We start from the raw sequence: 18,911 nt of genomic DNA on the forward strand, positions 1-18,911 counted from the left end.
CCCGGCTCCGACCTCAACTCCGACCTGCCAGAACGGCCAGCGACGCCCGGGCCGCCGTGCACGGCGCGAGTTGCGGCGCCATCCAGGTGGTCAGCCGCTCGGCGTGGATGCCCGCGAACAGGCAGCCGGCCGCGCCGCCCTGGCCGATGGCCAGCACGATATCGCCTCCACCGCCGGACCGCTGCGGATAGGCCGCCTCCCAGGGCGTCCCGGCCGGCGGCTCCGCCGCGGCCAGCAGCTGCCGCACCCCGCTGTCGTCGGCCGGCACCTCCCGCTGCACCGGGAGCAGCGCGTTCAGCCGCGAGGCAAGACCGATCAGCGCCGACGGCCCGGTGTCCTTGCCGCCCGGTGCGGACGTACTCGCCGGAGGACTGCTCGGCGCCGAGGTCGTGGTCCTGATCGCGGGGGCGACCGTCGCGCCGGGGCAGGCGACCTGCTGGTGCGCCACGGCGGTGGCGCTCAGGGTGTAGTGGTAGCAGCGTTCGACCACGGTCAGATGACGGCCGCTCAGCACCCCGCTGGTGGCGCTGCCGCTCAGCCGCACGGTGAGGCCCACCGGGGCGCCGCCCGCCGCCGCCGGGTAGGCCACGTCCAGCAGCACCCCGTTCTGGGCCCGGACCGCACTGGCGTAGCTCGCCTCCAGCACCCCGCCGGCCGACAGCGGGGGCAGCGTCCGCAGCTCCCCCTGCAGGGTCGACGCCCGGTAGTCGGCCATGGCTCCGGCCTGCGCTGAGCGGTGCGGATCCTGGATCCAGCCCGCGATCTGACCCACCAGCACCAGCGAGAGGACGCTGGCGAGCAGCACCACGAAGCCCATCCCGTAGCGCCAGTGCACCCCCCCGCGCCGGGGCGTGCGTCCCTGCTCGTGGGTCTGCGTCGACAGGTCAGCCACGGCCTCGGTCACCATCTCCCCTCCACCCCCGGATGTGCCAATGCGGTGAAGAACTATTGTGAGGCCCACACAGCAGGTTTATCGGCGATCGGACGAGACAATCTGCGTTCTTTCTCCGGAACAAGGGGTGCACCGTGCCGTTGGAACTCGTCGACGACTGCCGTCTCGCGCTGGGCGAGGGCGTGGTCTGGGACCACAAGGCCCAACTCCTGTACTGGATCGGCATCGAGGACCGGCAGGTGCGGGTGCTCGGCCCCGGCGGCGGGGCGCCCCTGGTGCTGCCGCTGGACACCCGTCCCGGCACCCTGGCGCCCTACCGGGACGGCCGGGTGCTGCTCGCCGTCGAGCAGGGGTTCGTCCTGCTGGACACCGCCACCGGCGCGCTGGAGACCGTGGCCCCGGTCGAGGCGGACCAGCCCGGACGTCGGATGAACGACGGGAAGTGCGACCCCTACGGCCGCATGGTGGCCGGCACGATGACCCTGGACGAACCCCGGGTGGGCGGCCCGCTCTACCGGCTGGAGTACCGGCCCGACGGGACGGCCGAGGCCGTCGTGCTGCGCGAGGGCATGCTGATCCCCAACGGCCTGGACTGGCCCGAGCCCGACCGGCTCTGGCACATCGACAGCGGCAGCCGCAGCATCCGGCTGTTCGACTACCCCGAGCACGGCCCGCTCGCCGACCCGGTGCGGACCCTGGACATCTCCGAACTCAGCGGCGACCCGGACGGGATGACCCTGGACGCCGAGGGCAACCTCTGGGTGGCGTTCTGGGGCGGCTCGGCCGTCCGCTGCCTCTCCCCCGAGGGCAAGCTGCTGGAGACCGTGGAACTGCCCACCGGCAAGGTCTCCAGCTGCGCCTTCGGCGGCCCGGACCTGAACGACCTCTACATCACCACCGCCGGCGGCGGTCCCGGGGCGGACCCGGGCGCGGGCTCGCTCTACCGCGTGCCCGGGCTCACCACCGGCCGCCCGGCCCGGTACTGGGCCGGACCCGCCGGATCGGTCTGACCCTGCTCGGACCGCTCGGCCGCCGCCTGCTCGGCGAGGCCGAGGGCCAGTTCCACCACCTCGACCAGGACGTCCCTGACCGAGGCGGTGGACCGGGCGTCGCACTGCAGCAGCGGGATCCCCAGGTCCAGGTCCAGCGCCGTGCGGACCTGCTCCAGCGGATAGGGGCGGGTGCCGTCGAAGCAGTTCACGGCGACCACGAAGGGGATCCCGCGCCGCTCGAAGTAGTCCACCGAGGGGAAGCACTCGTCCAGCCGCCGGGTGTCGGCGAGCACCACCGCGCCCAGCGCGCCGACCGCCAACTCGTCCCAGATGAACCAGAACCGGTCCTGCCCGGGCGTCCCGAACAGGTAGACCGCAAGGTCGCTGCGGATGTCGATCCGGCCGAAGTCCATGGCCACGGTGGTGGTGGTCTTCGCCTCGACCCCCTCGGTCCGGTCCACCGGGCGGCCGACCTCGCTGAGCACCTCCTCGGTGCGCAGCGGCCGGATCTCGCTCACCGCCCCGACCAGCGTGGTCTTGCCGACCCCGAAGCCCCCGGCCACCAGGATCTTCAGCGCGACGGGCAGGTCGGGAGCGGGGCTCGCCGGGGCTATGGATTCCACGCGCGGATCCTAGCCTGCGCCGCTGGTCCGCCAGAAGGGCGTCAGCCGGACGAGAGTTGGGCGAAGCGGGCCAGGCTCTGGGTGTAGGCGACCGGGGTGACGTGGATCGGCCCCGCGTAGGGGTGGGTCATGTGCAGCACCATGTAGATCCCGAAGCCGACCACCCCGCCGACCAGCCCCAGCGCGACCGACTCCCGCAGATGGAAGGTCAGCCCGGCGATCGGGGCGTAGAGCAGGACCAGCAGCCCGGTGGCGATCAGCGCCGGGTAGAGCGGGGCCGGGAGCGACGCCTGGGTGTCCGCCAGCCGGATCTGACGGGTCGTGTAGACGGCGCTGAGGTCGCTCAGCTCCTGCGCCCTGGCCACCGGGTCGGGCAGTCCCTCGACATGGGCCCTGACCGTGTCCAGATCGGCCCAGGTGCCGGTGCTGGCAGTGCCCTTCCGCATGGTCGCCCACTCACTGCCGATCACCGAGGTGACGTAGTCGCGCAGCAGCGGCCGGGTGGTGGCGTCCGCGTCGGTGTAGGCCGCGTTGAGGGCACGGGCCTCGTCGAAGGTGTGGCCCCTGGCGGTGTTCAGATTGGACCAGGAGCCGGCGATCAGGAAGGCCGCGACCAGGATGAAGGAGGAGAGGGAGGCCGACCCCAGGAACCCGAGCGCGCCGCCCGAGAAGGTGCCCTCGCGGGAGCGGGTGGTGCGGCCGAAGGCGGCCAGGACGGCGACCGCGGCGGCTGCGCCGAGCAGCGCGAAGAGAATGAACCCGAGGATCAACGGTGCCTCCCGAAGGCGTGGTTGAAGACGCTCGCACCGGCGCAGACCAGGGCGGGCAGAGTGATGGCGACGAAGACGAACCCGGCCTCGGGCGAACTGCTGGGCGCGGTCACCGCGGTGTCGACGATGACCTTGGGCGGCGCGGTGGCGGTGTGCAGCGCCGTCCGCGGCGGAGGGCTGGGCAGGACGGCCCGCGGATGCGGCACGGGCGCGGCCTGGTGGTGCGCCACCGGGCGGACGGTGTGCGGCGGCGCGGGCGGGTGGTGGTGCACGGTGGGGTGGGGGGTGGGGTGCGGCGTCGGGTGGGGCGTGGGCTTCGGTGTGGGTTTCGGCACCGGCTTGGGCACGGTGCAGTGCGGGAAGGGCGGGAACGGGGGGAAAGCGGTCGGAAAGCCGGTGAGGTAGTGGCCGGGCGAACCCCCGTGCGGGAGCGGTGGCGGAGGCGGCACCGGAGGGGGCGGGGGGATGACGCAGTGCCTCCCGTGATGGGCCGGCGCGAGTCCGGGCGCCAGGCCCGGCGCCGAGCCTTCTGGGGCCCCTGTGATACGTGGCATAGGCAGGGACTGCCCCGGTGGGGCCATCGCCAATTCACAGACGGGCAAACTCACCCGACCGGGTGGAAATCAGTCGAACGCGTACTCGTGGGCGGGGGTTGTCACAGCGCGTGCAGGCCCCGGATCACCTCGCGGAGCAGGGTGGTGTCAGGGAGCACCGCGGTCGGGACCGGACGGCTCACCCGGATCAGCCCCGCCTCCAGCAGGTCGCCCAGCAGGATCCGGACCACGCCCAGCGGCAGGTCCGTCCCGGCGGCGACCTCGGCCACCGAGAGCGGGCGCTGCCGCACCAGGTCGAGGATCGCCAGGTGCTCCGGATCCTCCGCGCCCTCGGCGGCGTCCAGGTCCGTCAGGTCCGGCCGCTCGATCGCGGCGACCTGCGCGATGACGTCGAAGGCCGCGCCCTCGGCGTGCCGGGTGCGGCCCCGGGTCAGCGTGTAGGGGCGGACCAGTTGCGACAGCTCCGCGTCCTCCGCGGCCAGGTCCCGGTCGTGGTCCGGGTCGGCGGAGGGGTCGTTGGCGGGGGCGTTGCCCCACCCGGCGCGGCGCGCGCGGCTGCCGGCCCAGTCCTGCGTCCCGTCGTAGTCGTACACCGTGCCGTCGTAGACCCGGTCCGGTCCGGACGAGTCCCCCGTGACGGCGTTCACCGGATGGTGGGCAAGCCTGCCCTGGGCTCACTGCCCAGGTGCTCCCCGACCCGCTTCACCAGCAGGGCCATCTCATAGGCGATCAGGCCGACATCGGCCTCCGCCTCGCTCAGCACGGCCATGCAGCTGCCGTCGCCGGCGGCGGTGACGAAGAGGAAGGCGTGCTCCAGCTCGATCATGGTCTGCCGCACCCCGCCGGCCTGGAAGTGCCGGCTGGCGCCCTTCGCCAGGCTGTGGAAGCCGGACGCGACCGCGGCCAGGTGCTCGGCGTCCTCGCGGGTCAGCCCGGCGGACGCGCCGATGGCCAGGCCGTCGCCCGACAGCACGACCGCGTGCCGCACCTCCGGGACCCGGCGGACCAGGTCGTCGAGCAGCCAGTTGAGGTCTCCGGTGGGCTTGCTCGCCAGGGTCATCGGACGGGTCCTTCCGCGGAGGGATCAGGGGCGCCGCCCGGACGGGCGGCGGGTACGGCATCGACTGGTGCGGGCCCCGCCGGGGTGGTGGTGGCAGGGGCCCGGGTGGTGGCGGGGGTCGGGTCGGCCGTTGCCCGGCCGCGGCTCAACCCGCTCTGGAACGAGGCGAAAGTGGCCCGCACCTCCTCCGGTGAACGCTCGCGCGGCGCGGAGGGCTCCGGCGACGGGCGGGAAGGCGCCCCCTCGGTGGCGGCCCGCAGCTGCGGAGCGAGGTTCGCCTGCCGCACCCGCCGCGGCAGCAACGGCGGGTCCTCCGCCGACGCGAGGGGCGCGGGCGGTGCGGCGGGAACCGGCGAGGGCCCGCCGGGGGCAGCCGCCCCCGCGAGGGCGTTGCCGCCCACGGTCGGCGCGTTGGCCCTGGGGGCGGCTGGCGTGTTGGCGCCGGCGCCGGAGGCGCCTGCGGCCGCGGGGTCGGGGCTCGGGGTGGTGAGGGGCCAGGTGCTGCTGGGTGGCGTTGCCGGACCTGGACTTTGACGGAGCGTCAGCTCGCGGGTTGCCTCCCCGTCGCCGTGGTCGGCGAGCACGGCCTCGCGGTAGCCTCCGTGCCTGACCTCACCCTCGCGGAACCCGCCGTCCCAGCCGCCGCCCTCGGCCAACCCGCCGTCATGGTCGCCGCTGTCGCGAAGGCCGCCGTCCAGGTCTCCGTCCGGAGTACCGCTCGGAACGCCGCCGTGCGGGTCACCCGCCAACGCACCGTCCCGCGCGGCGAGGTACGCCTCCGCCCGAGAGGGCGACGCTGCCGCAGGCGGCCTGCGGCGGGGAAGCGCGGCGACGCCCTGTTCGCCGCCCTCTCCGTCCAACTCGACCTCCAGCGCCGGGATCGGCGCAGCGTGCCGGGGCCCCCGGTGCTGCACCGGCAGCTGCCCGCCGTCGCCGGCGCCCCCGCGACCGCCGGGGGCGAGTTCCCGTCCGGCCCGGTTGCGCCGCACCGCCAACGCCTGCTCGGACCCGTCGCCCTGCGCGGCGCCCCCCGCGCCGGCCGCGTCGCCGGGACGCGCGGAGACCGCCGCCAGCAGTTCCCTCGGCAGCAGCACCACCGCGGTGGTACCGCCGTAGGGCGAGCGCCGCAGCGACACCTGCACGCCGTGCCGGGAGCTCAGCCTGCTGATCACGAACAGGCCGAGCCGGTCGGTGTCGGTGAGGTCGAAGTCGCCGCCGGTGGCCAGCCGGGTGTTGGCCGCGGCCATCGCGTCCTCGCCCATGCCGAGCCCGCGGTCGTCGATCTCCAGCACGAAGCCGTTGGCGACCTCCTCGCCCTGGATCCGAACCTGCGTGTGCGGCGGCGAGAACACGGCCGCGTTCTCGACCAGTTCGGCGACCAGGTGCACCACGTCGGACACCGCGCCGCCGACCACGGCGACCGGCGGCATCCGGTGCACCCGGACCCTGGCGTAGTCCTCGATCTCGCCGACGGCGGCCCTGACCACGTCCAGGATCCGCACCGGGCGGCGCCAGTTGCGGCCGGGGGCCGAGCCGGAGAGGATGATCAGCCCCTCGGCGTGACGGCGCATCCGGGTGGTGAGGTGGTCCAGCCGGAACAGGTCCTCCAGCTCGTCCGGGTCGTCCGCGCGGCGCTCCATCTCGTCCAGCAGGGTCAGTTGACGGTGCAGCAGGGCCTGGCTGCGGCGGGCCAGGTTGACGAAGACGGCGGCGATGCCCCGGCGCAGCTCGGCCTGTTCCACCGCCGCTTCCAGCGCGGACCGCTGGACCGCGTTGAAGGCCCGGCCGACCTGGGCGATCTCGTCCCGGTCGGCTCCGCCGACCGGGACCTGCGGCACCTCGACGGCGAGGTCCACCCGTTCGCCCTCGCGCAGCCGCCGCATCACCCCGGGCAGCCTGACCCCGGCCAGGTCGAAGGCGGAGTCGCGGAGCCCGGTCAGCTCGCGGACCAGGCGGCGGCCGATGCTGAGCGACAGCAGCACCGAGACCAGTACCGCGACCAGGCCGGCCGCGCCCACCGCGGCGTCGTTCCAGATGATGTCCATGGCGTAGGACCTGGCCCGGTTCCCGGCCAGGGTGACCGCCTGGTAGTCGATGTCGCCGAGCTGGGTCATCGCCTGGTCGAGGGTGGTCTGCCACTCCTTGCCGTCGATCCGCTGGGCGGCGAAGGGCTGGCCGAGGTTGGCGACGGCGGTCTCCAGGCTGCCGAGCTCGCCGTAGACCGGGCCGCCGGTGAAGTCCTGGTAGAGCGCGGCCTCCTGGTCCGGAAGCTGTCCCTCGTGGGTCTGGAACAGCAGTTGCTCGCCCTTGCTGCTGGCCAGGAAGGCCTGGTAGTCGATGGTGCCGAAGGTTCCGGTGGCCCGTGCCCCGTACATCAGGGCGTCCTCGCGGGAGATGTACTCGCGGGCGCGGAACAGCTCGATCAGATTGCCCGCCTCCCGGGTCAGATCGCCTGCCTGGAGGTCGCTGAGCTGCACCTGGAGGTCGAAGAACGGCGCCTGGGCGTCGGTGTAGTCCTGGTAGACGCTCATCCAGGCGAGCCGGTGGTCGGCGGCCTCGGCCCGGAGCACGGGCAGCCTGCCGATCTGGGCGACCACCGCGCTGACCGCTTTCCGCTGACCACTGTTCAGACTGTTGAACTTGCCGCTGTCGGCCGCGTGCGAGGTGACCACCGCCGCGGTCTTGTCGGTGGCGACCTCGGCCTGGTGAAGCGCGTCCAGGTTGCCCTTGCCCGCGGGCGCGGCCGAGTAGGTGACCGCGGCGCGGCGCTCGTCCTGCAGCGAGCGGGCCAGGTAGTCGGCGGGGGTGCCGATCCAGGGGTAGACCGAGTCGATCCGGATCAGACCCCAGACGTGGTCCACGCTGCTCGCCGTGGTGTAGGCCCACAGGCCGGTCAGCGAGGCCAGCGGTATCAGGAGCAGCGCGATGATTCTCGCGCGAACCGATCTGCTGCGAAAACGCATGGGCTCCTCCGGACCGACCGCAAGCGTGCACGCGGAGGCGGACGCGACTGATGGCTGAAAAGGTACGGACCGCAGGGGTGGCCATGGTGGACTCTGCCCTGAGTTGGGCGAGAGCCTACTACCTGGGGGCGCGTCAGTTCGAGCCTCGTCGGATCGTGGTGGAATGGCCGGATCGCATACCTTTTATGTCACCTCTTGTGTCACCGGCTCACCCACCGGCTCACTGCGTCGGCACCGCCTGCCCGCACAGGTCGCGCAGCCGCGAGGTCACCGCCTCGGGACGCTCGAGCAGCAGCATGTGGCCGCAGCCGGGCTCCACCCGCATCTGCGCGTCCGGCAGTTCCTGCACCAGGCGGCGGCTGTGCGCCACCGGGGTGAGCCGGTCCAGGGTGCCGACCACCACCTCCACCGGCAGTGGCCGCAGGGCGTCCAGCGCACCGGCCTTGTCGTGCAGCATCAGCGCCGGGAACCAGTCGGCGACGGCCGCCATCGGGCAGTCGTGGATCATCCGCGCTCCGGCCAGCACGGCCTCCCTGGCCGCGTCCGGGCCGTAGAGGTAGCGCTTGACCAGGTACGGATTGAGCCGGCCCTCCGGCCCCGGCAGCCGGTTCCGGATCCGCTCCGAGCGCCGCACCGTCCGTGAGCAGTAGGCGAAGAACGCCGACTCGGCATGCCCGATCGCCCGCAGCCGCAGCGGGACGTCCTTGCGTCCGCGCGGGTCGAGCTGTCCGGCGGAGGTGCTGGTGAGCAGCACGCCGCGGACCCGTTCGGCGAACAGCCCGGGGTCCGCCGCGGCCAGCGCCATGATCGTCATCCCGCCCATCGAGTGCCCGCCGAGCACCAGCGGGCCGCCGCCGGGGGCGGTCCGCGCGATCACCGCGGCGAGGTCCTGGCCGAGCAGGTCGATGCTCCACGGGCGGGCGCTGCCGCCCTCGGAACGGCCGTGGCCGCGCTGGTCGTAGCGCACCACCCGGACGCCGCCGTCCGCGGCCAGCGCCTGTGCGTGCTGCTCCCAGGCGCTCGCGTCCAGGGTCCAGCCGTGGGCCAGCACCAGGGTGACCGGGGCGTCGTCGGGCCCGTCCACATAGGCGGCGAGGGCCGCCCCGTCCGCGGCGTGCACGGTGACGTCGACGGCGGGAGCGACAGCAGCGGGGAGGACGGCCATGGGCTGTTTCCTTGCCTGGGCGGATTGACCTTACCGAACAGTAAGTTAGGGTGGCCGGGAGCCGCCGTCAACACCCCTGTCGTGCCCGGCCTTGTACCTTTTCGTGCGGATCGAGTGGAGATCGACGGACAGCCTGGTCGCCTCCGTAACCCTCCGGTAACTTGCGAGGTCGGGCCGCGACGACGCGACCACCCCGAGAGGAGCCGGACGTGCGGGAGTTCTCGGTGCCGGCGCTCGCAGCGCCGGCACTCAGCGGCGGACTGGCCGACTCGGTGTTCGACACCGCCGAGGCCACGCCCGAGCTGGTGCAGCTCTCCCGCCGGGCCGAGGACGGCAGCTGGCAGGACGTCACCGCGCTGGAGTTCGCGGACCAGGTGCTGGCCACCGCGAAGGGCCTGCTGCACCAGGGCGTCCGCTACGGCGACCGGGTCGCGCTGATGTCCCGCACCCGCTACGAGTGGACCGTGCTGGACTACGCGCTGTGGACCATCGGCGCCCAGCCCGTCCCGGTCTACCCGACCTCCTCCGCCGAGCAGGTCCGCTGGATCCTCGCCGACTCCCGGGCCGTGGCCTGCGTGGTGGAGCACGAGGACCACGCGATGACGGTCGGCTCGGTCTGCGACGCCCTGCCGCAGCTGCGCAGCATCTGGCAGCTGGACGCGGGCGCGCTGCGGATGCTGGCCCTGGCCGGGCGCGGCGTCCCGGACGAGCTGGTGCTGCAGCACCGGCAGGCGGTGTCGCCGGACTCGGTCGCCACCGTCATCTACACCTCGGGCACCACCGGACGCCCCAAGGGCTGCGTCCTCTCGCACGGCAACTTCGCCGCCGAGACCGACAACCTGGTCGCCCGCTACAGCCATGTGTTCCGCAACAAGGACAGCGAGCAGCCGAGCACCCTGCTGTTCCTGCCGCTGGCCCATGTCTTCGGCCGGATGGTGCAGGTCGCCGCGCTGCGGGCCGGGGTGCGGCTGGCGCACGAGCCGAGCCTCGCGCCCGCCGAGCTGATGCCGGCCCTGGCCGCCACCAGCCCCACCTTCATCCTGGCCGTCCCCTACATCTTCGAGAAGCTGATGCAGCGGGCCCGGGAGGCGGCCGAGGAGGCCGGGAAGCTCGGCGCGTTCGAGAAGGCGGTGGACGCGGCCGTCCGCTACGCCGCCGCCCAGGAGCGGCACGCCTTCGGCGGCGGGCCCGGGCCGAGCGCGGCCCAGCGGATCCAGCACCAGGTGTACGACCGGGCCGTCTACAGCAAGGTCCGGGCGGTCCTCGGCGGGCGGGTCCGGCACGCCATGTCCGGCGGCTCGGCGATGAACCGCGAGCTCGGCCTGTTCTTCGCCGGCGCCGGGATCACCGTGTACGAGGGCTACGGCCTCACCGAGTGCACCGCCGCCGCCACCGCCAACCCGCCGGACCGGCCGCGCTTCGGCACGGTCGGCCACCCGGTGCCCGGGACCACCGTCGCGCTCGCCGAGGACGGCGAGGTGTGGATCAGGGGTGGCCAGGTGTTCCAGGGCTATCTGGACGACCCGGCGTCCACCGAGTTGACGCTACGTCAGGGCTGGCTGGCCACGGGCGACCTGGGTCATCTGGACGAGGACGGCTACCTCACCATCACCGGCCGCAAGAAGGAGATCATCGTCACCAGCAGCGGCAAGAGCGTGGCCCCCGCCGTGCTGGAGGACCGGATCCGGGCGCATCCGCTGGTCGCCCACTGCATGCTGGTCGGGGACAACCGCCCGTTCGTCGGCGCGCTGCTCGCGCTGGACACCGAGGCGCTGGCGCACTGGCAGCAGCGCCGCGGCAAACCGCACACCGGTGCCGCCGACCTGCGCGCGGACCCGGACCTGCGGGCCGAGCTGCAGCGGGCGATCGTGGCCGCGAACACCGCGGTCTCCCGGGCCGAGTCGATCCGCGCCTTCCGGATCCTCCCCGGCGAGTTCACCGAGGCCCGCGGCCTGCTGACGCCCTCGCTCAAACTCCGCCGCCGCGCCGTCGCCACCACCTACGCCGCCGACATCGACTCCCTCTACACGGAGGCCGCCGCAGCCTCGGCGGCCTCCGCGTAGCGCTGGACTACCCCGCGGCGGAGGTGAAGCCGGGGAGGTAGCCGCCGGACTGGCCGGCGGCGGTGGGGTGGTAGGACTCGTCGATCGGCAGCGTGGTGCTGTGCAGCCAGGAGTTGCTGGAGCAGATCTCGTGCCCGGTGAACGCCCCGCGCACATCGACGAAGGTGAAGCCGGCGTTGGCGGCGCGCTTGGCGATCACGCCGTCCAACTGGTCCGCCGCGCCGTTGATCGCGGTGCGGGAGGTGTCGCTGATGCCGAACAGGCAGCTGCCCGGCACCTGGTAGAGGTGCGGGTAGTCGAGCACCACGACATGCGCGTTGGGGGCGTGCGCGCGGATCGCGGCGTAGGTGGCGTCCAGCTTGGCGGCCAGCGGCCCGTTGATGTAGGCCTCGGCCGTGCTGACCGCGGAGAGGCAGGAGCTGGTGCCGTCCAGCACGCAGGTCTCCATGCTGTCCGCGAACCCGGCGTCATTGCCGCCGATGCTGATGCTGACCAGCCCGGTGGAGCTGTTCAGCCCGGACAGCTGCCCGCTGAGCACGTCCGCCGTGGTGGCCCCGGAGCAGGCCACGAAGGTGAACGAGGACGGGCTGTGCGCCGCCTGCCACAGGTAGGGGAAGGACTTGGTGCTGCGGTCGCAGTCGCCGCTGGAGCTGATGTAGCTCCCGGCGCCGACCCCGGAGGAGTACGAGTCCCCCAGGGCGGCGTAGCCGGGCTCGGACGCTCCGACCGGCGCTGCCGCCGCGACACCGGCCACGGTGAGGCCGATCGCGGCGAAGAGCGTGGTGAGGGTGAGGGTGGTCCTACGGAGCAGGTGCGCGCTGGGTGGGCGCATGGTGCCTCCACGGCTCGGGGTGGCGCGCGGTGTGATGCGCGCCACTAGATGTATACCGGCCGGTAACCCCCGCCGACAGTGTTCATGCCATGAAATTTCAACGACTTCACCCAGCAGAAGTCACTCCGTCAGTTTCCTTTCAGCCGAGGAAGGACAGCCGGACCGTCCGCCGGGGGTTGTCGCGGTTGGTGTCGATCAGCACCACCGACTGCCAGGTGCCCAGCGCGAGTCGGCCGCCGATCACCGGAAGGGTGGTCTGCGGGGCGACCAGACCCGGCAGCACGTGGTCCCGCCCGTGCCCCGGGCTGCCGTGGCGGTGCCGCCAGCGGTCGTCGCCCGGCAGCAGTTCGCGCAGCGCGTCGAGCAGGTCCTCGTCACTGCCCGCACCGGTCTCGATCACGGCGATGCCCGCCGTGGCATGCGGCACGAACACATTGAGCAGCCCGTCGCGGCCGGGGGCGACGTCACGCAGGAAGGCGTCGCAGCGTTCGGTGAGGTCCGTCGCCGTTTCCCTGGCGCCGGTGATGAGGTCGAAGGTCAGCGTCTCAAAGGCCATGGCCCCATCCTCGCCGGTCCTCAGCCGCGCTGCGGCCCCGGCTGCCCCGGCTGCCCCGACTGCGGCCCGTGCGGCGGGGCCTCGGCCCGCACCGTCGCCGCCTGGGCCGCCTCGACCTGCGCGTGCAGGTCCCGCGCCGCGTCCAGGGCCAGGCCGAGCGAAAGCGCCGGCACCCCGGCCAGCAGCACCGCCGTGAGCACCGCGGCCGAGGCCGCGCGCCCGCGGATCCGGCCCGGCGCCGTCCCCAGCAGCGCGGCCACCCGGCGCGGCACCGGGCCCGCGGCCATCCGCAGCGGCGCCCGGCCGCCGCCGGCCAGCGCCGCGCGGCCGATCGCCCGGGCCACCAGCCTCCGGTCCGCGACCGACACCGCGGCGGCCTCGTCCGCCCAGCGCTCGACCGCGTAGGCCACCCCGTCCCGCAGCGGGCGGAGCAGCGGGTGCAGCGCGGTGGTGAGGTCGGCGAGCAGCAGGAAGCGGTGGTGACGGCCGGTCAGGTGCGCCTGCTCATGGGCCAGCAGCACCGCCAGCTCGGCCGGCGCCAGCGTCCGCAGCATCCCGCTGGTGACGACGATCCGCCCGGGCCGCAGCAGTCCGCCGGGCAGGGCGTAGGCGTCCGGCGCCCGGTCCGGCAGCACCACGAGACCGTCGTCGCCGTGACGGCCGGCCCGGCGGCCGGCCAGGGCCCAGGCCGCGGCCCGCCCGCGCCGGTGCCGCAGCAGCACCCGGGCCGCCCGTACCGCCAGGACCAGCAGCAGCGCCCCGGCCGCCGCGCCCACCGGGACCACCGCCGCCGGGGCGAGGTGCCGGGCGAACGGCAGTGCCAGATGGCCCAGCGCGGCCACGAACGGCAGGTGCAGCAGCGCCGTCAGCGCCAGCAGTCCCAGCGCGGCGGCTCCCGCGCCGGACAGGCCGACGGCGGTGGCGAGCAGCAACCAGGCGGCGGCCCGCGGCGGCAGCCGGTCCGGCAGCGAGCGCACTGACGGCAGTCCCAGCAGCGGGGCGACCAGCAGCGGGAGCAGCAGCGGGGCCCAGACGTCCAGCCTCACCGGCCCTCGCCCCCGGGGGGTTCGGGCAGCTCGTTCAGCAGGCCGCGGAGCAGCCGCTCGTCGTCCTGGCTCAGCCCGGAGACGAAGCGGGCCAGCACGGTCTGCCGGTCCACCTCCTTCTCCAGTTCGGAGCGCATCCGCCGGGCCGCGAGCCCCGGCGCGTCCTGGGCCTCCTGCGCCGGCGCGTACGCGAAGGCGCGTCCGACACGCGTGCGCACCAACACGCCCTTGCGGTGCAGCCGGGTCAGAATAGTGCTCACCGTGGTCCGGGCGAGGTCGCCGCCGAGGGCATGCTGGATGGCCGCCGGGGCGAGCGGCGCTCCGGCCGCCCAGAGCACGGCGAGCACCCCGGCCTCGAGCTCTCCGGGGTGTCGGCGCTGCGGCCCGATCATCGACTGATCACCGACAAGGGGACTCCCGCCTCCGACAACACGACTGTTTCCATCCACTAGAGTGGCACAAGTCGACTACAAGCATGTAGACAGTCCCCTTAAATCGCAGGAGAGTGACGTCCATGGGCCCGGATCCCACAGCCCTGACCAGTCTGGCGCTCAATCCGCTGGACGCGAACTCCCTGCTCGCCGCCTTCGGCGCGCTGGGCATCGCGGCCGTGCTGTTCGCCGAGACCGGGCTACTGGTGGGCTTCTTCCTGCCGGGAGACTCGCTGCTGTTCACCGCCGGGCTGCTCTGCACCACCAGCAAGAACGGGGTGCACCTCAACCTCGCCTCAGTGCTGGTCTGCGCGATCATCGGCGCCATCGCCGGGGCCCAGGTCGGCTATGTCATCGGCGACAAGGGCGGCAAGGCCCTGCTCGCCCGCAGCAAGAACAAGCAGCTCCAGCACGGCGCCGTCCGGGCCGAGGAGATCCTCACCAAGTACGGCCACGCCAAGGCGATCGTACTGGCCCGCTTCATCCCGATCGTCCGCACCGTGCTCAACCCGATGGCCGGCGCGCTCGACGTCCCGGTCCGCACCTTCACGATCTGGCAGGTCGTCGGCGGCCTGCTCTGGACCGTCGGCGTCACCATGGCCGGCTACGGCCTGGGCAACACCATCCCCAGCATCGACACCTACCTGCTGCCGATCATCGCGCTGATCGTGGTCGTCTCGTTGATCCCGATCGCCCTGGAACTGCTGCGCACCCGCCGGGCGGCCCAGCAGTGACCCGGCTCGCCGCGCTGGACGGCGCATCGATCGACGGCAGCCTCTACCACTGGTTCATCACCCGGGCGCAGCACGCTCCGCACTGGTTCGACAACCTGGTCTCGTTCTACGCCAGCTACGGTCTCGGCCTGTTCGCGCTGATGATGGTCTGGTGCTGGTGGCAGGCCCGCCGGGGCCGCAGCGCCACCGCGATGGCGATGGCGCTGGCGGTCCCGGTCGCGGTGGTCCTGGCCTATGTCGCCAACGACATCGTCAAGAGCGTCTTCGACGAGCCCCGGCCGTGCCAGGTGATCACCTCCCCCGCCACGATCCAGCCCTGCCCCGGGGTCGGCGACTGGGCCTTCCCGAGCAACCACTCCGCCATCGCGGCGGCAGCGGCGGCGGCGATCCTGATGGTCGACCGCAGGCTGGGCGCGATCGCCGTGCTGGCCGCGCTGGTGATGGGCTTCTCCCGGATCTGGGTCGGCGCGCACTATCCGCACGACGTCCTGGTCGGCTTCGCGGTGGGCGCGGCCGTCGCCGTGCCGCTGATGCTGGCGGCCCGCAGGTACGGGCCGCCGCTGGTGGTCCGGCTGGAGTCCGGCTTCCTGCGCCCACTGCTCACCGCGTAGTGGTCAGGGCAGTTCGACGCCCTCGCCCGGCGCGAGCCGCTCGTAGGTAGTGCCCTTCACCAGCATCGCGACAAAGCGCTCGATCCCGGCCAGGCCGATCGGGCTGAGCATCGCGTCGTGCAGCGCGTACGCCCTGGCCGCGCCGACCGCGGCGGCGTAGTCGGTGACCTCGGCGGTCTTGGACCACGGGGCGTGCACCGGCAGCAGCAGGGTGCCGATCGGCCGGTCGGGGACGGTCAGCGCGTCGCCCGGGTGGAACACCTCGCCGTCCAGGGCGAACCCGATGTTGCCGACCTTGGGGATGTCCGGGTGGATCACCGCGTGCCACTCCCCGTACACCTCGACCTCGAAGCCGGCCGCGGTGAAGGCGTCGCCGTGGCCGACGGTGTGCACCCGGCCGGCGCCGATCGCGGTCAGCTGCTCGGCGACGGCGGCGTTGGTCCAGATCTGCAGCGCCGGGTTGGCCTCGGCGGCGGCGCGCAGCCGGGACTCCTCGAAGTGGTCGAAGTGCTCATGCGTGACCAGCACGGCGTCCGCCCCGTCCAGGGCCTCCGGCTCGGTGAACACCCCGGGGTCGAGGACGAGCGTCCGCCCGTCCTTCTCCAGCCGGACACAGGCGTGGCCCATCTTGGTGAGGCGCATGGCTCTCCTCCGCAGGTAGCTGAATGGATTCCGTCTCCCCCCATCCTGCCCCCGGCGCCGCCCGGGCGTGGTTACGCCCGGCGCTCCACCCGGCTGCGCTTCACCGTGCGGAACCGCCGGGCCACCTGCCGGGCCAGGTCGGCCGCGCCGACCAGCCCGGCCTCGTTGCCGAGCCGGGCCAGCACGATGTCCGCCTCCGGGCGGAAGCCGCGGCCGGTGAGGTTGCGCCGGTAGGCCTCCCGGGCCGGGCCGATCAGCAGTTCGCCGGCCGCCGAGACACCGCCGCCGATGACGAAGCGGCCCGGGTCCAGCGCCGCCGCCAGGTTGGCGATGCCGAGGCCGAGCCAGTGGCCGATCTCCTGGAGCAGTTCCACCGCGACCGCGTCGCCCTGCTGGGCCGCCTCGGTGACCAGCGGTCCGGTGATCGCCATGACGTCGCCGCCGACCCGTTCCAGCAACGGCGCGGCCACCGGGGACTCGGCGGCGGCCAACTCCCGCGCCTCCCTGACCAGAGCGTTCCCCGAGGAGTACTGCTCCCAGCAGCCGCGGTTGCCGCAGGGGCAGCGGTGCCCGCCCGGCACCACCGTCATATGGCCGAACTCCCCCGCCATCCCGTACCGGCCGCGTTCCAGCCAGCCGTCGCGGACGATCGCGCCGCCGATGCCGGTGCCCAGGTTCACCATCACCAGGTGGTCCTCCCCCGCGCCCGCGCCGAAGCGCCACTCGGCCCAGGCGGCGGCGTTGGCGTCGTTCTCGACCACCACCGGGAGCTTCAGCCGGGAGCTCAGCGCCTCCCGCAGCGGCTCGTTGCGCCAGGACAGGTGCGGGGCGAAGAGCACCCGCGAGCGGTCCGCGTCGACGAAGCCGGCCGCGCCGATGCCCACCGCGTGCACGTCATGACGGTCCGCCAGCTGGAGCACCAGCTCGGTGATGGTGTCCTCGACCACCTTGGGGCTCTTGCTGCGGTGCGGGGTCTCGGTGCGCAGCTGCTCCAGGATCCGCCCCTCGCCGTCCACCACCCCGGCGGCGATCTTCGTACCGCCGATGTCGATGCCCACGGTCGGCAGCCGCAGCAGGGACGGGCGCGGGGCGCCGTCGCGCCGGGCGAAGGTGCGCGGCGTCCGCCTGCTGGTGCTGCGTGTGTACGGCGTGCCGCTCACGTTCCGTCCGCTCCGCTCTCTGGTTCGCTCGGGGCCACCCCGGCGCGCCGCAGCTCATGGCTGAGCTCGGCGAGCTCGGAGCCGCCGGCCATCTCGGCCGTCAGCTGCTCCAGGGTGATCTCCGCCCTGGTGTGGCTGCCCGCCATCCTCCCTCGTTTCAGCAGTAGGAAGCGATCTCCCACCAGATGGGCGTGGTGCGGGTTGTGGGTGATCAGCACCACGCCGAGGCCGGAGTCGCGGGCGGCGGCCAGGTACTTGAGCACCACGCCCGACTGCTTGACCCCGAGCGCGGCCGTGGGCTCGTCCAGGACCAGCACCTTCGCGCCGAAGTGCACCGCCCGGGCGATCGCCACGCACTGCCGCTCGCCGCCGGAGAGGGTGCCGATCGGCTGGTCCACGTCGCGCAGGTCGATGCCCATCCGGAGCAGGGCGTCCCGGGTGGTGGCCCGCATCGCGGCGGTGTCCATCCGGAGGGAGCCCAGCTCGGAGCCGAGGAAGAAGTTGCGCCAGACCGGCATCAGCGGGACCACGGCGAGGTCCTGGTAGACGGTGGCGATGCCGCGGTCCAGGGCCTCGCGCGGCGAGGAGAGCCTGACCTCCTCCCCGGCGATCCGGTAGCTGCCGGTGTCATGCGGGTGCAGCCCGGCGACGATCTTGATCAGGGTGGACTTGCCCGCCCCGTTGTCACCCAGCACACAGCTGATCGAACCGGCCTCGACCAGCAGCGACACCCCGCGCAGCGCGAGCACGTTGCCGTAGCTCTTGCCCACCCCGGTGAGTTCGACCAGCGGGGTCATCCGAGCTCCGCCCTTCGCCGCACCCAGGCGTTGAGCAGGGTCGCCAGCAGCAGCATCGCGCCGAGGAAGAACTTGAACCAGTCCGCGTCCCACTGCGCGTAGACGATGCCCTTGCTGGTCATCCCGAAGATCGCCGCGCCCAGCGCCGACCCGGCCGCGGAGCCGTAGCCGCCGGTGATCAGGCAGCCGCCGATCACCGCCGCCACGATGTAGATCAGCTCATTGCCGACCCCCTCGCCCGACTGCACGGTGTCGAAGGAGAACAGCAGGTGCTGGCCCAGCACCCAGCCGCAGAAGGCCACGCCCAGGTAGAGCGCGATCTTCGTCCGGCCGACCGGGACGCCCACCGCCCGCGCCGCGTCCGGGTCGCCGCCGACCGCGAAGATCCAGTTGCCGAAGCGGGTGCGCAGCAGGATCCAGCTGGCCACCAGCACCAGTGCGAGCCACCACCACACCGTGGCCTTGACGTTCATCCCGCCGACCGTGAACGACCCGGCGAACAGCCAGGCGCAGGAGCGGTAGCCCTGCATGTCGGCGATGGACTTGGTGGCCACCGTCCCGTCCACCAGCTGGGTGACGCCGAGGTTGGCGCCGGTCAGCATCAGGAAGGTGCCCAGGGTGACGATGAAGCTGGGCAGCCTGGTCCTGGACAGCACCCAGCCGTTGAAGAAGCCGACGGCCAGCGCCACACCGAGCGAGACCGCGACCCCGACCCAGGTCACCGCGGTGAGCTGGTACGACACCATGGAGGAGGTCAGCGCCGCCGTGGTGACCAGCACCCCGGCCGACAGGTCGAACTCGCCGCCGATCATCAGCAGCGCCACCGGCACCGCCATGATCCCGATCGTGGACGCCGAGTAGAGCACCGTGCCCAGCGCGCCCGGGGTGAGGAAGGTGCTGGTGACCACGCTGAAGAAGGCGAACACCGCCACCGCGCCGACCAGCGCGCCCAGCTCCGGACGACCCATCAGCCGCCGCAGCGCGGACCGCGGCGCCAGCCGTTCGTCGTTGGCGGCCAGC

Annotated in this window: 20 protein-coding genes; 4 read left to right on the forward strand and 16 right to left on the reverse strand. The window is 73.3% G+C overall.

Annotation, left to right across the window (positions count from 1 at the left end; genetic code table 11):
• Positions 1 to 13 precede the first annotated feature (13 nt).
• On the reverse strand, positions 14 to 907 hold the full coding sequence (locus tag ACEZDG_RS34700) for a hypothetical protein (protein ID WP_380517980.1): 894 nt from the start codon (positions 905 to 907) through the stop codon (positions 14 to 16).
• Between the two features lie 119 nt (positions 908 to 1,026).
• Here ACEZDG_RS34700 and ACEZDG_RS34705 point away from each other — a divergent pair, with 119 nt between their 5' ends.
• Positions 1,027 to 1,902, forward strand: coding sequence for an SMP-30/gluconolactonase/LRE family protein (locus ACEZDG_RS34705; RefSeq protein WP_380517983.1), 876 nt, complete (start codon positions 1,027 to 1,029; stop codon positions 1,900 to 1,902).
• Here ACEZDG_RS34705 and ACEZDG_RS34710 read toward each other — a convergent pair.
• The 7 genes from ACEZDG_RS34710 to ACEZDG_RS34740 form a co-directional block, all read right to left on the reverse strand.
• On the reverse strand, positions 1,833 to 2,507 hold the full coding sequence (locus ACEZDG_RS34710; RefSeq protein ID WP_380517985.1) for a GTP-binding protein: 675 nt from the start codon (positions 2,505 to 2,507) through the stop codon (positions 1,833 to 1,835). The genes ACEZDG_RS34705 and ACEZDG_RS34710 overlap by 70 nt on opposite strands.
• A 41-nt stretch (positions 2,508 to 2,548) precedes the next feature.
• Positions 2,549 to 3,277: a bestrophin-like domain gene (locus ACEZDG_RS34715; RefSeq protein ID WP_380517987.1), complete on the reverse strand. Its 729-nt coding sequence runs from the start codon at positions 3,275 to 3,277 to the stop codon at positions 2,549 to 2,551.
• Positions 3,274 to 3,612, reverse strand: a complete 339-nt coding sequence (locus tag ACEZDG_RS34720; RefSeq protein ID WP_380517988.1) for a hypothetical protein — start codon at positions 3,610 to 3,612, stop codon at positions 3,274 to 3,276. The genes ACEZDG_RS34715 and ACEZDG_RS34720 overlap by 4 nt, the downstream gene beginning before the upstream one ends.
• Before the next feature lie 320 nt (positions 3,613 to 3,932).
• Positions 3,933 to 4,478, reverse strand: coding sequence for a DUF742 domain-containing protein (locus ACEZDG_RS34725; RefSeq protein WP_380517991.1), 546 nt, complete (start codon positions 4,476 to 4,478; stop codon positions 3,933 to 3,935).
• On the reverse strand, positions 4,475 to 4,891 hold the full coding sequence (locus ACEZDG_RS34730; protein WP_380517993.1) for a roadblock/LC7 domain-containing protein: 417 nt from the start codon (positions 4,889 to 4,891) through the stop codon (positions 4,475 to 4,477). Before ACEZDG_RS34730 ends, ACEZDG_RS34725 begins: the two co-directional genes overlap by 4 nt.
• Positions 4,888 to 7,854, reverse strand: coding sequence for a sensor histidine kinase (locus tag ACEZDG_RS34735; RefSeq protein WP_380517995.1), 2,967 nt, complete (start codon positions 7,852 to 7,854; stop codon positions 4,888 to 4,890). The genes ACEZDG_RS34730 and ACEZDG_RS34735 overlap by 4 nt, the downstream gene beginning before the upstream one ends.
• A 220-nt stretch (positions 7,855 to 8,074) precedes the next feature.
• Complete coding sequence (locus ACEZDG_RS34740) at positions 8,075 to 9,019, reverse strand: alpha/beta fold hydrolase (protein WP_380517997.1); 945 nt, start codon at positions 9,017 to 9,019, stop codon at positions 8,075 to 8,077.
• A gap of 209 nt (positions 9,020 to 9,228) precedes the next feature.
• On the opposite strand from ACEZDG_RS34740, the gene ACEZDG_RS34745 reads away from it, so the two are divergent.
• On the forward strand, positions 9,229 to 11,082 hold the full coding sequence (locus ACEZDG_RS34745) for an AMP-dependent synthetase/ligase (RefSeq protein ID WP_380517998.1): 1,854 nt from the start codon (positions 9,229 to 9,231) through the stop codon (positions 11,080 to 11,082).
• Positions 11,083 to 11,089: 7 nt separating this feature from the next.
• Here ACEZDG_RS34745 and ACEZDG_RS34750 read toward each other — a convergent pair whose 3' ends face one another.
• From ACEZDG_RS34750 to ACEZDG_RS34765, 4 genes are all read right to left on the reverse strand, one after another.
• Positions 11,090 to 11,914 carry an SGNH/GDSL hydrolase family protein gene (locus ACEZDG_RS34750; RefSeq protein ID WP_380518001.1) on the reverse strand — a complete coding sequence of 275 codons (825 nt, stop codon included), beginning with the start codon at positions 11,912 to 11,914 and terminating at the stop codon, positions 11,090 to 11,092.
• Positions 11,915 to 12,053: 139 nt separating this feature from the next.
• Positions 12,054 to 12,470 carry a YjbQ family protein gene (locus tag ACEZDG_RS34755; protein ID WP_380518004.1) on the reverse strand — a complete coding sequence of 139 codons (417 nt, stop codon included), beginning with the start codon at positions 12,468 to 12,470 and terminating at the stop codon, positions 12,054 to 12,056.
• A 20-nt stretch (positions 12,471 to 12,490) separates the two neighbouring features.
• Positions 12,491 to 13,516 (reverse strand): M56 family metallopeptidase, encoded by a 1,026-nt coding sequence (locus ACEZDG_RS34760; RefSeq protein ID WP_380518007.1) that lies wholly within the window; start codon positions 13,514 to 13,516, stop codon positions 12,491 to 12,493.
• On the reverse strand, positions 13,513 to 13,908 hold the full coding sequence (locus ACEZDG_RS34765; RefSeq protein WP_380518009.1) for a BlaI/MecI/CopY family transcriptional regulator: 396 nt from the start codon (positions 13,906 to 13,908) through the stop codon (positions 13,513 to 13,515). Before ACEZDG_RS34765 ends, ACEZDG_RS34760 begins: the two co-directional genes overlap by 4 nt.
• Positions 13,909 to 14,030: 122 nt before the next feature.
• On the opposite strand from ACEZDG_RS34765, the gene ACEZDG_RS34770 reads away from it, so the two are divergent.
• Together ACEZDG_RS34770 and ACEZDG_RS34775 are read left to right on the forward strand one after the other, a co-directional pair.
• Entirely contained in the window at positions 14,031 to 14,681 is a 651-nt protein-coding gene (locus tag ACEZDG_RS34770) for a DedA family protein (RefSeq protein WP_380518011.1), read from the forward strand.
• On the forward strand, positions 14,678 to 15,292 hold the full coding sequence (locus tag ACEZDG_RS34775; RefSeq protein WP_380518014.1) for a phosphatase PAP2 family protein: 615 nt from the start codon (positions 14,678 to 14,680) through the stop codon (positions 15,290 to 15,292). Before ACEZDG_RS34770 ends, ACEZDG_RS34775 begins: the two co-directional genes overlap by 4 nt.
• A 3-nt stretch (positions 15,293 to 15,295) precedes the next feature.
• Here ACEZDG_RS34775 and ACEZDG_RS34780 read toward each other — a convergent pair whose 3' ends face one another.
• From ACEZDG_RS34780 to ACEZDG_RS34795, 4 genes are all read right to left on the reverse strand, one after another.
• The gene (locus ACEZDG_RS34780) at positions 15,296 to 15,934 is read right to left on the reverse strand and encodes an MBL fold metallo-hydrolase (protein ID WP_380518016.1); all 639 of its coding nucleotides are present in this window, start codon (positions 15,932 to 15,934) and stop codon (positions 15,296 to 15,298) included.
• Positions 15,935 to 16,005: 71 nt separating this feature from the next.
• Positions 16,006 to 17,094 carry an ROK family glucokinase gene (locus ACEZDG_RS34785; protein WP_380518019.1) on the reverse strand — a complete coding sequence of 363 codons (1,089 nt, stop codon included), beginning with the start codon at positions 17,092 to 17,094 and terminating at the stop codon, positions 16,006 to 16,008.
• Entirely contained in the window at positions 17,091 to 17,891 is an 801-nt protein-coding gene (locus ACEZDG_RS34790; RefSeq protein WP_380518022.1) for an ATP-binding cassette domain-containing protein, read from the reverse strand. The genes ACEZDG_RS34785 and ACEZDG_RS34790 overlap by 4 nt, the downstream gene beginning before the upstream one ends.
• Positions 17,888 to 18,859 carry an ABC transporter permease gene (locus ACEZDG_RS34795; protein WP_380518177.1) on the reverse strand — a complete coding sequence of 324 codons (972 nt, stop codon included), beginning with the start codon at positions 18,857 to 18,859 and terminating at the stop codon, positions 17,888 to 17,890. Before ACEZDG_RS34795 ends, ACEZDG_RS34790 begins: the two co-directional genes overlap by 4 nt.
• Positions 18,860 to 18,911: the final 52 nt, after the last annotated feature.

Origin of the sequence: Streptacidiphilus alkalitolerans, from assembly GCF_042511045.1 — a bacterium.
Taxonomy (GTDB): Bacteria; Actinomycetota; Actinomycetes; order Streptomycetales; family Streptomycetaceae; genus Streptacidiphilus; species Streptacidiphilus alkalitolerans.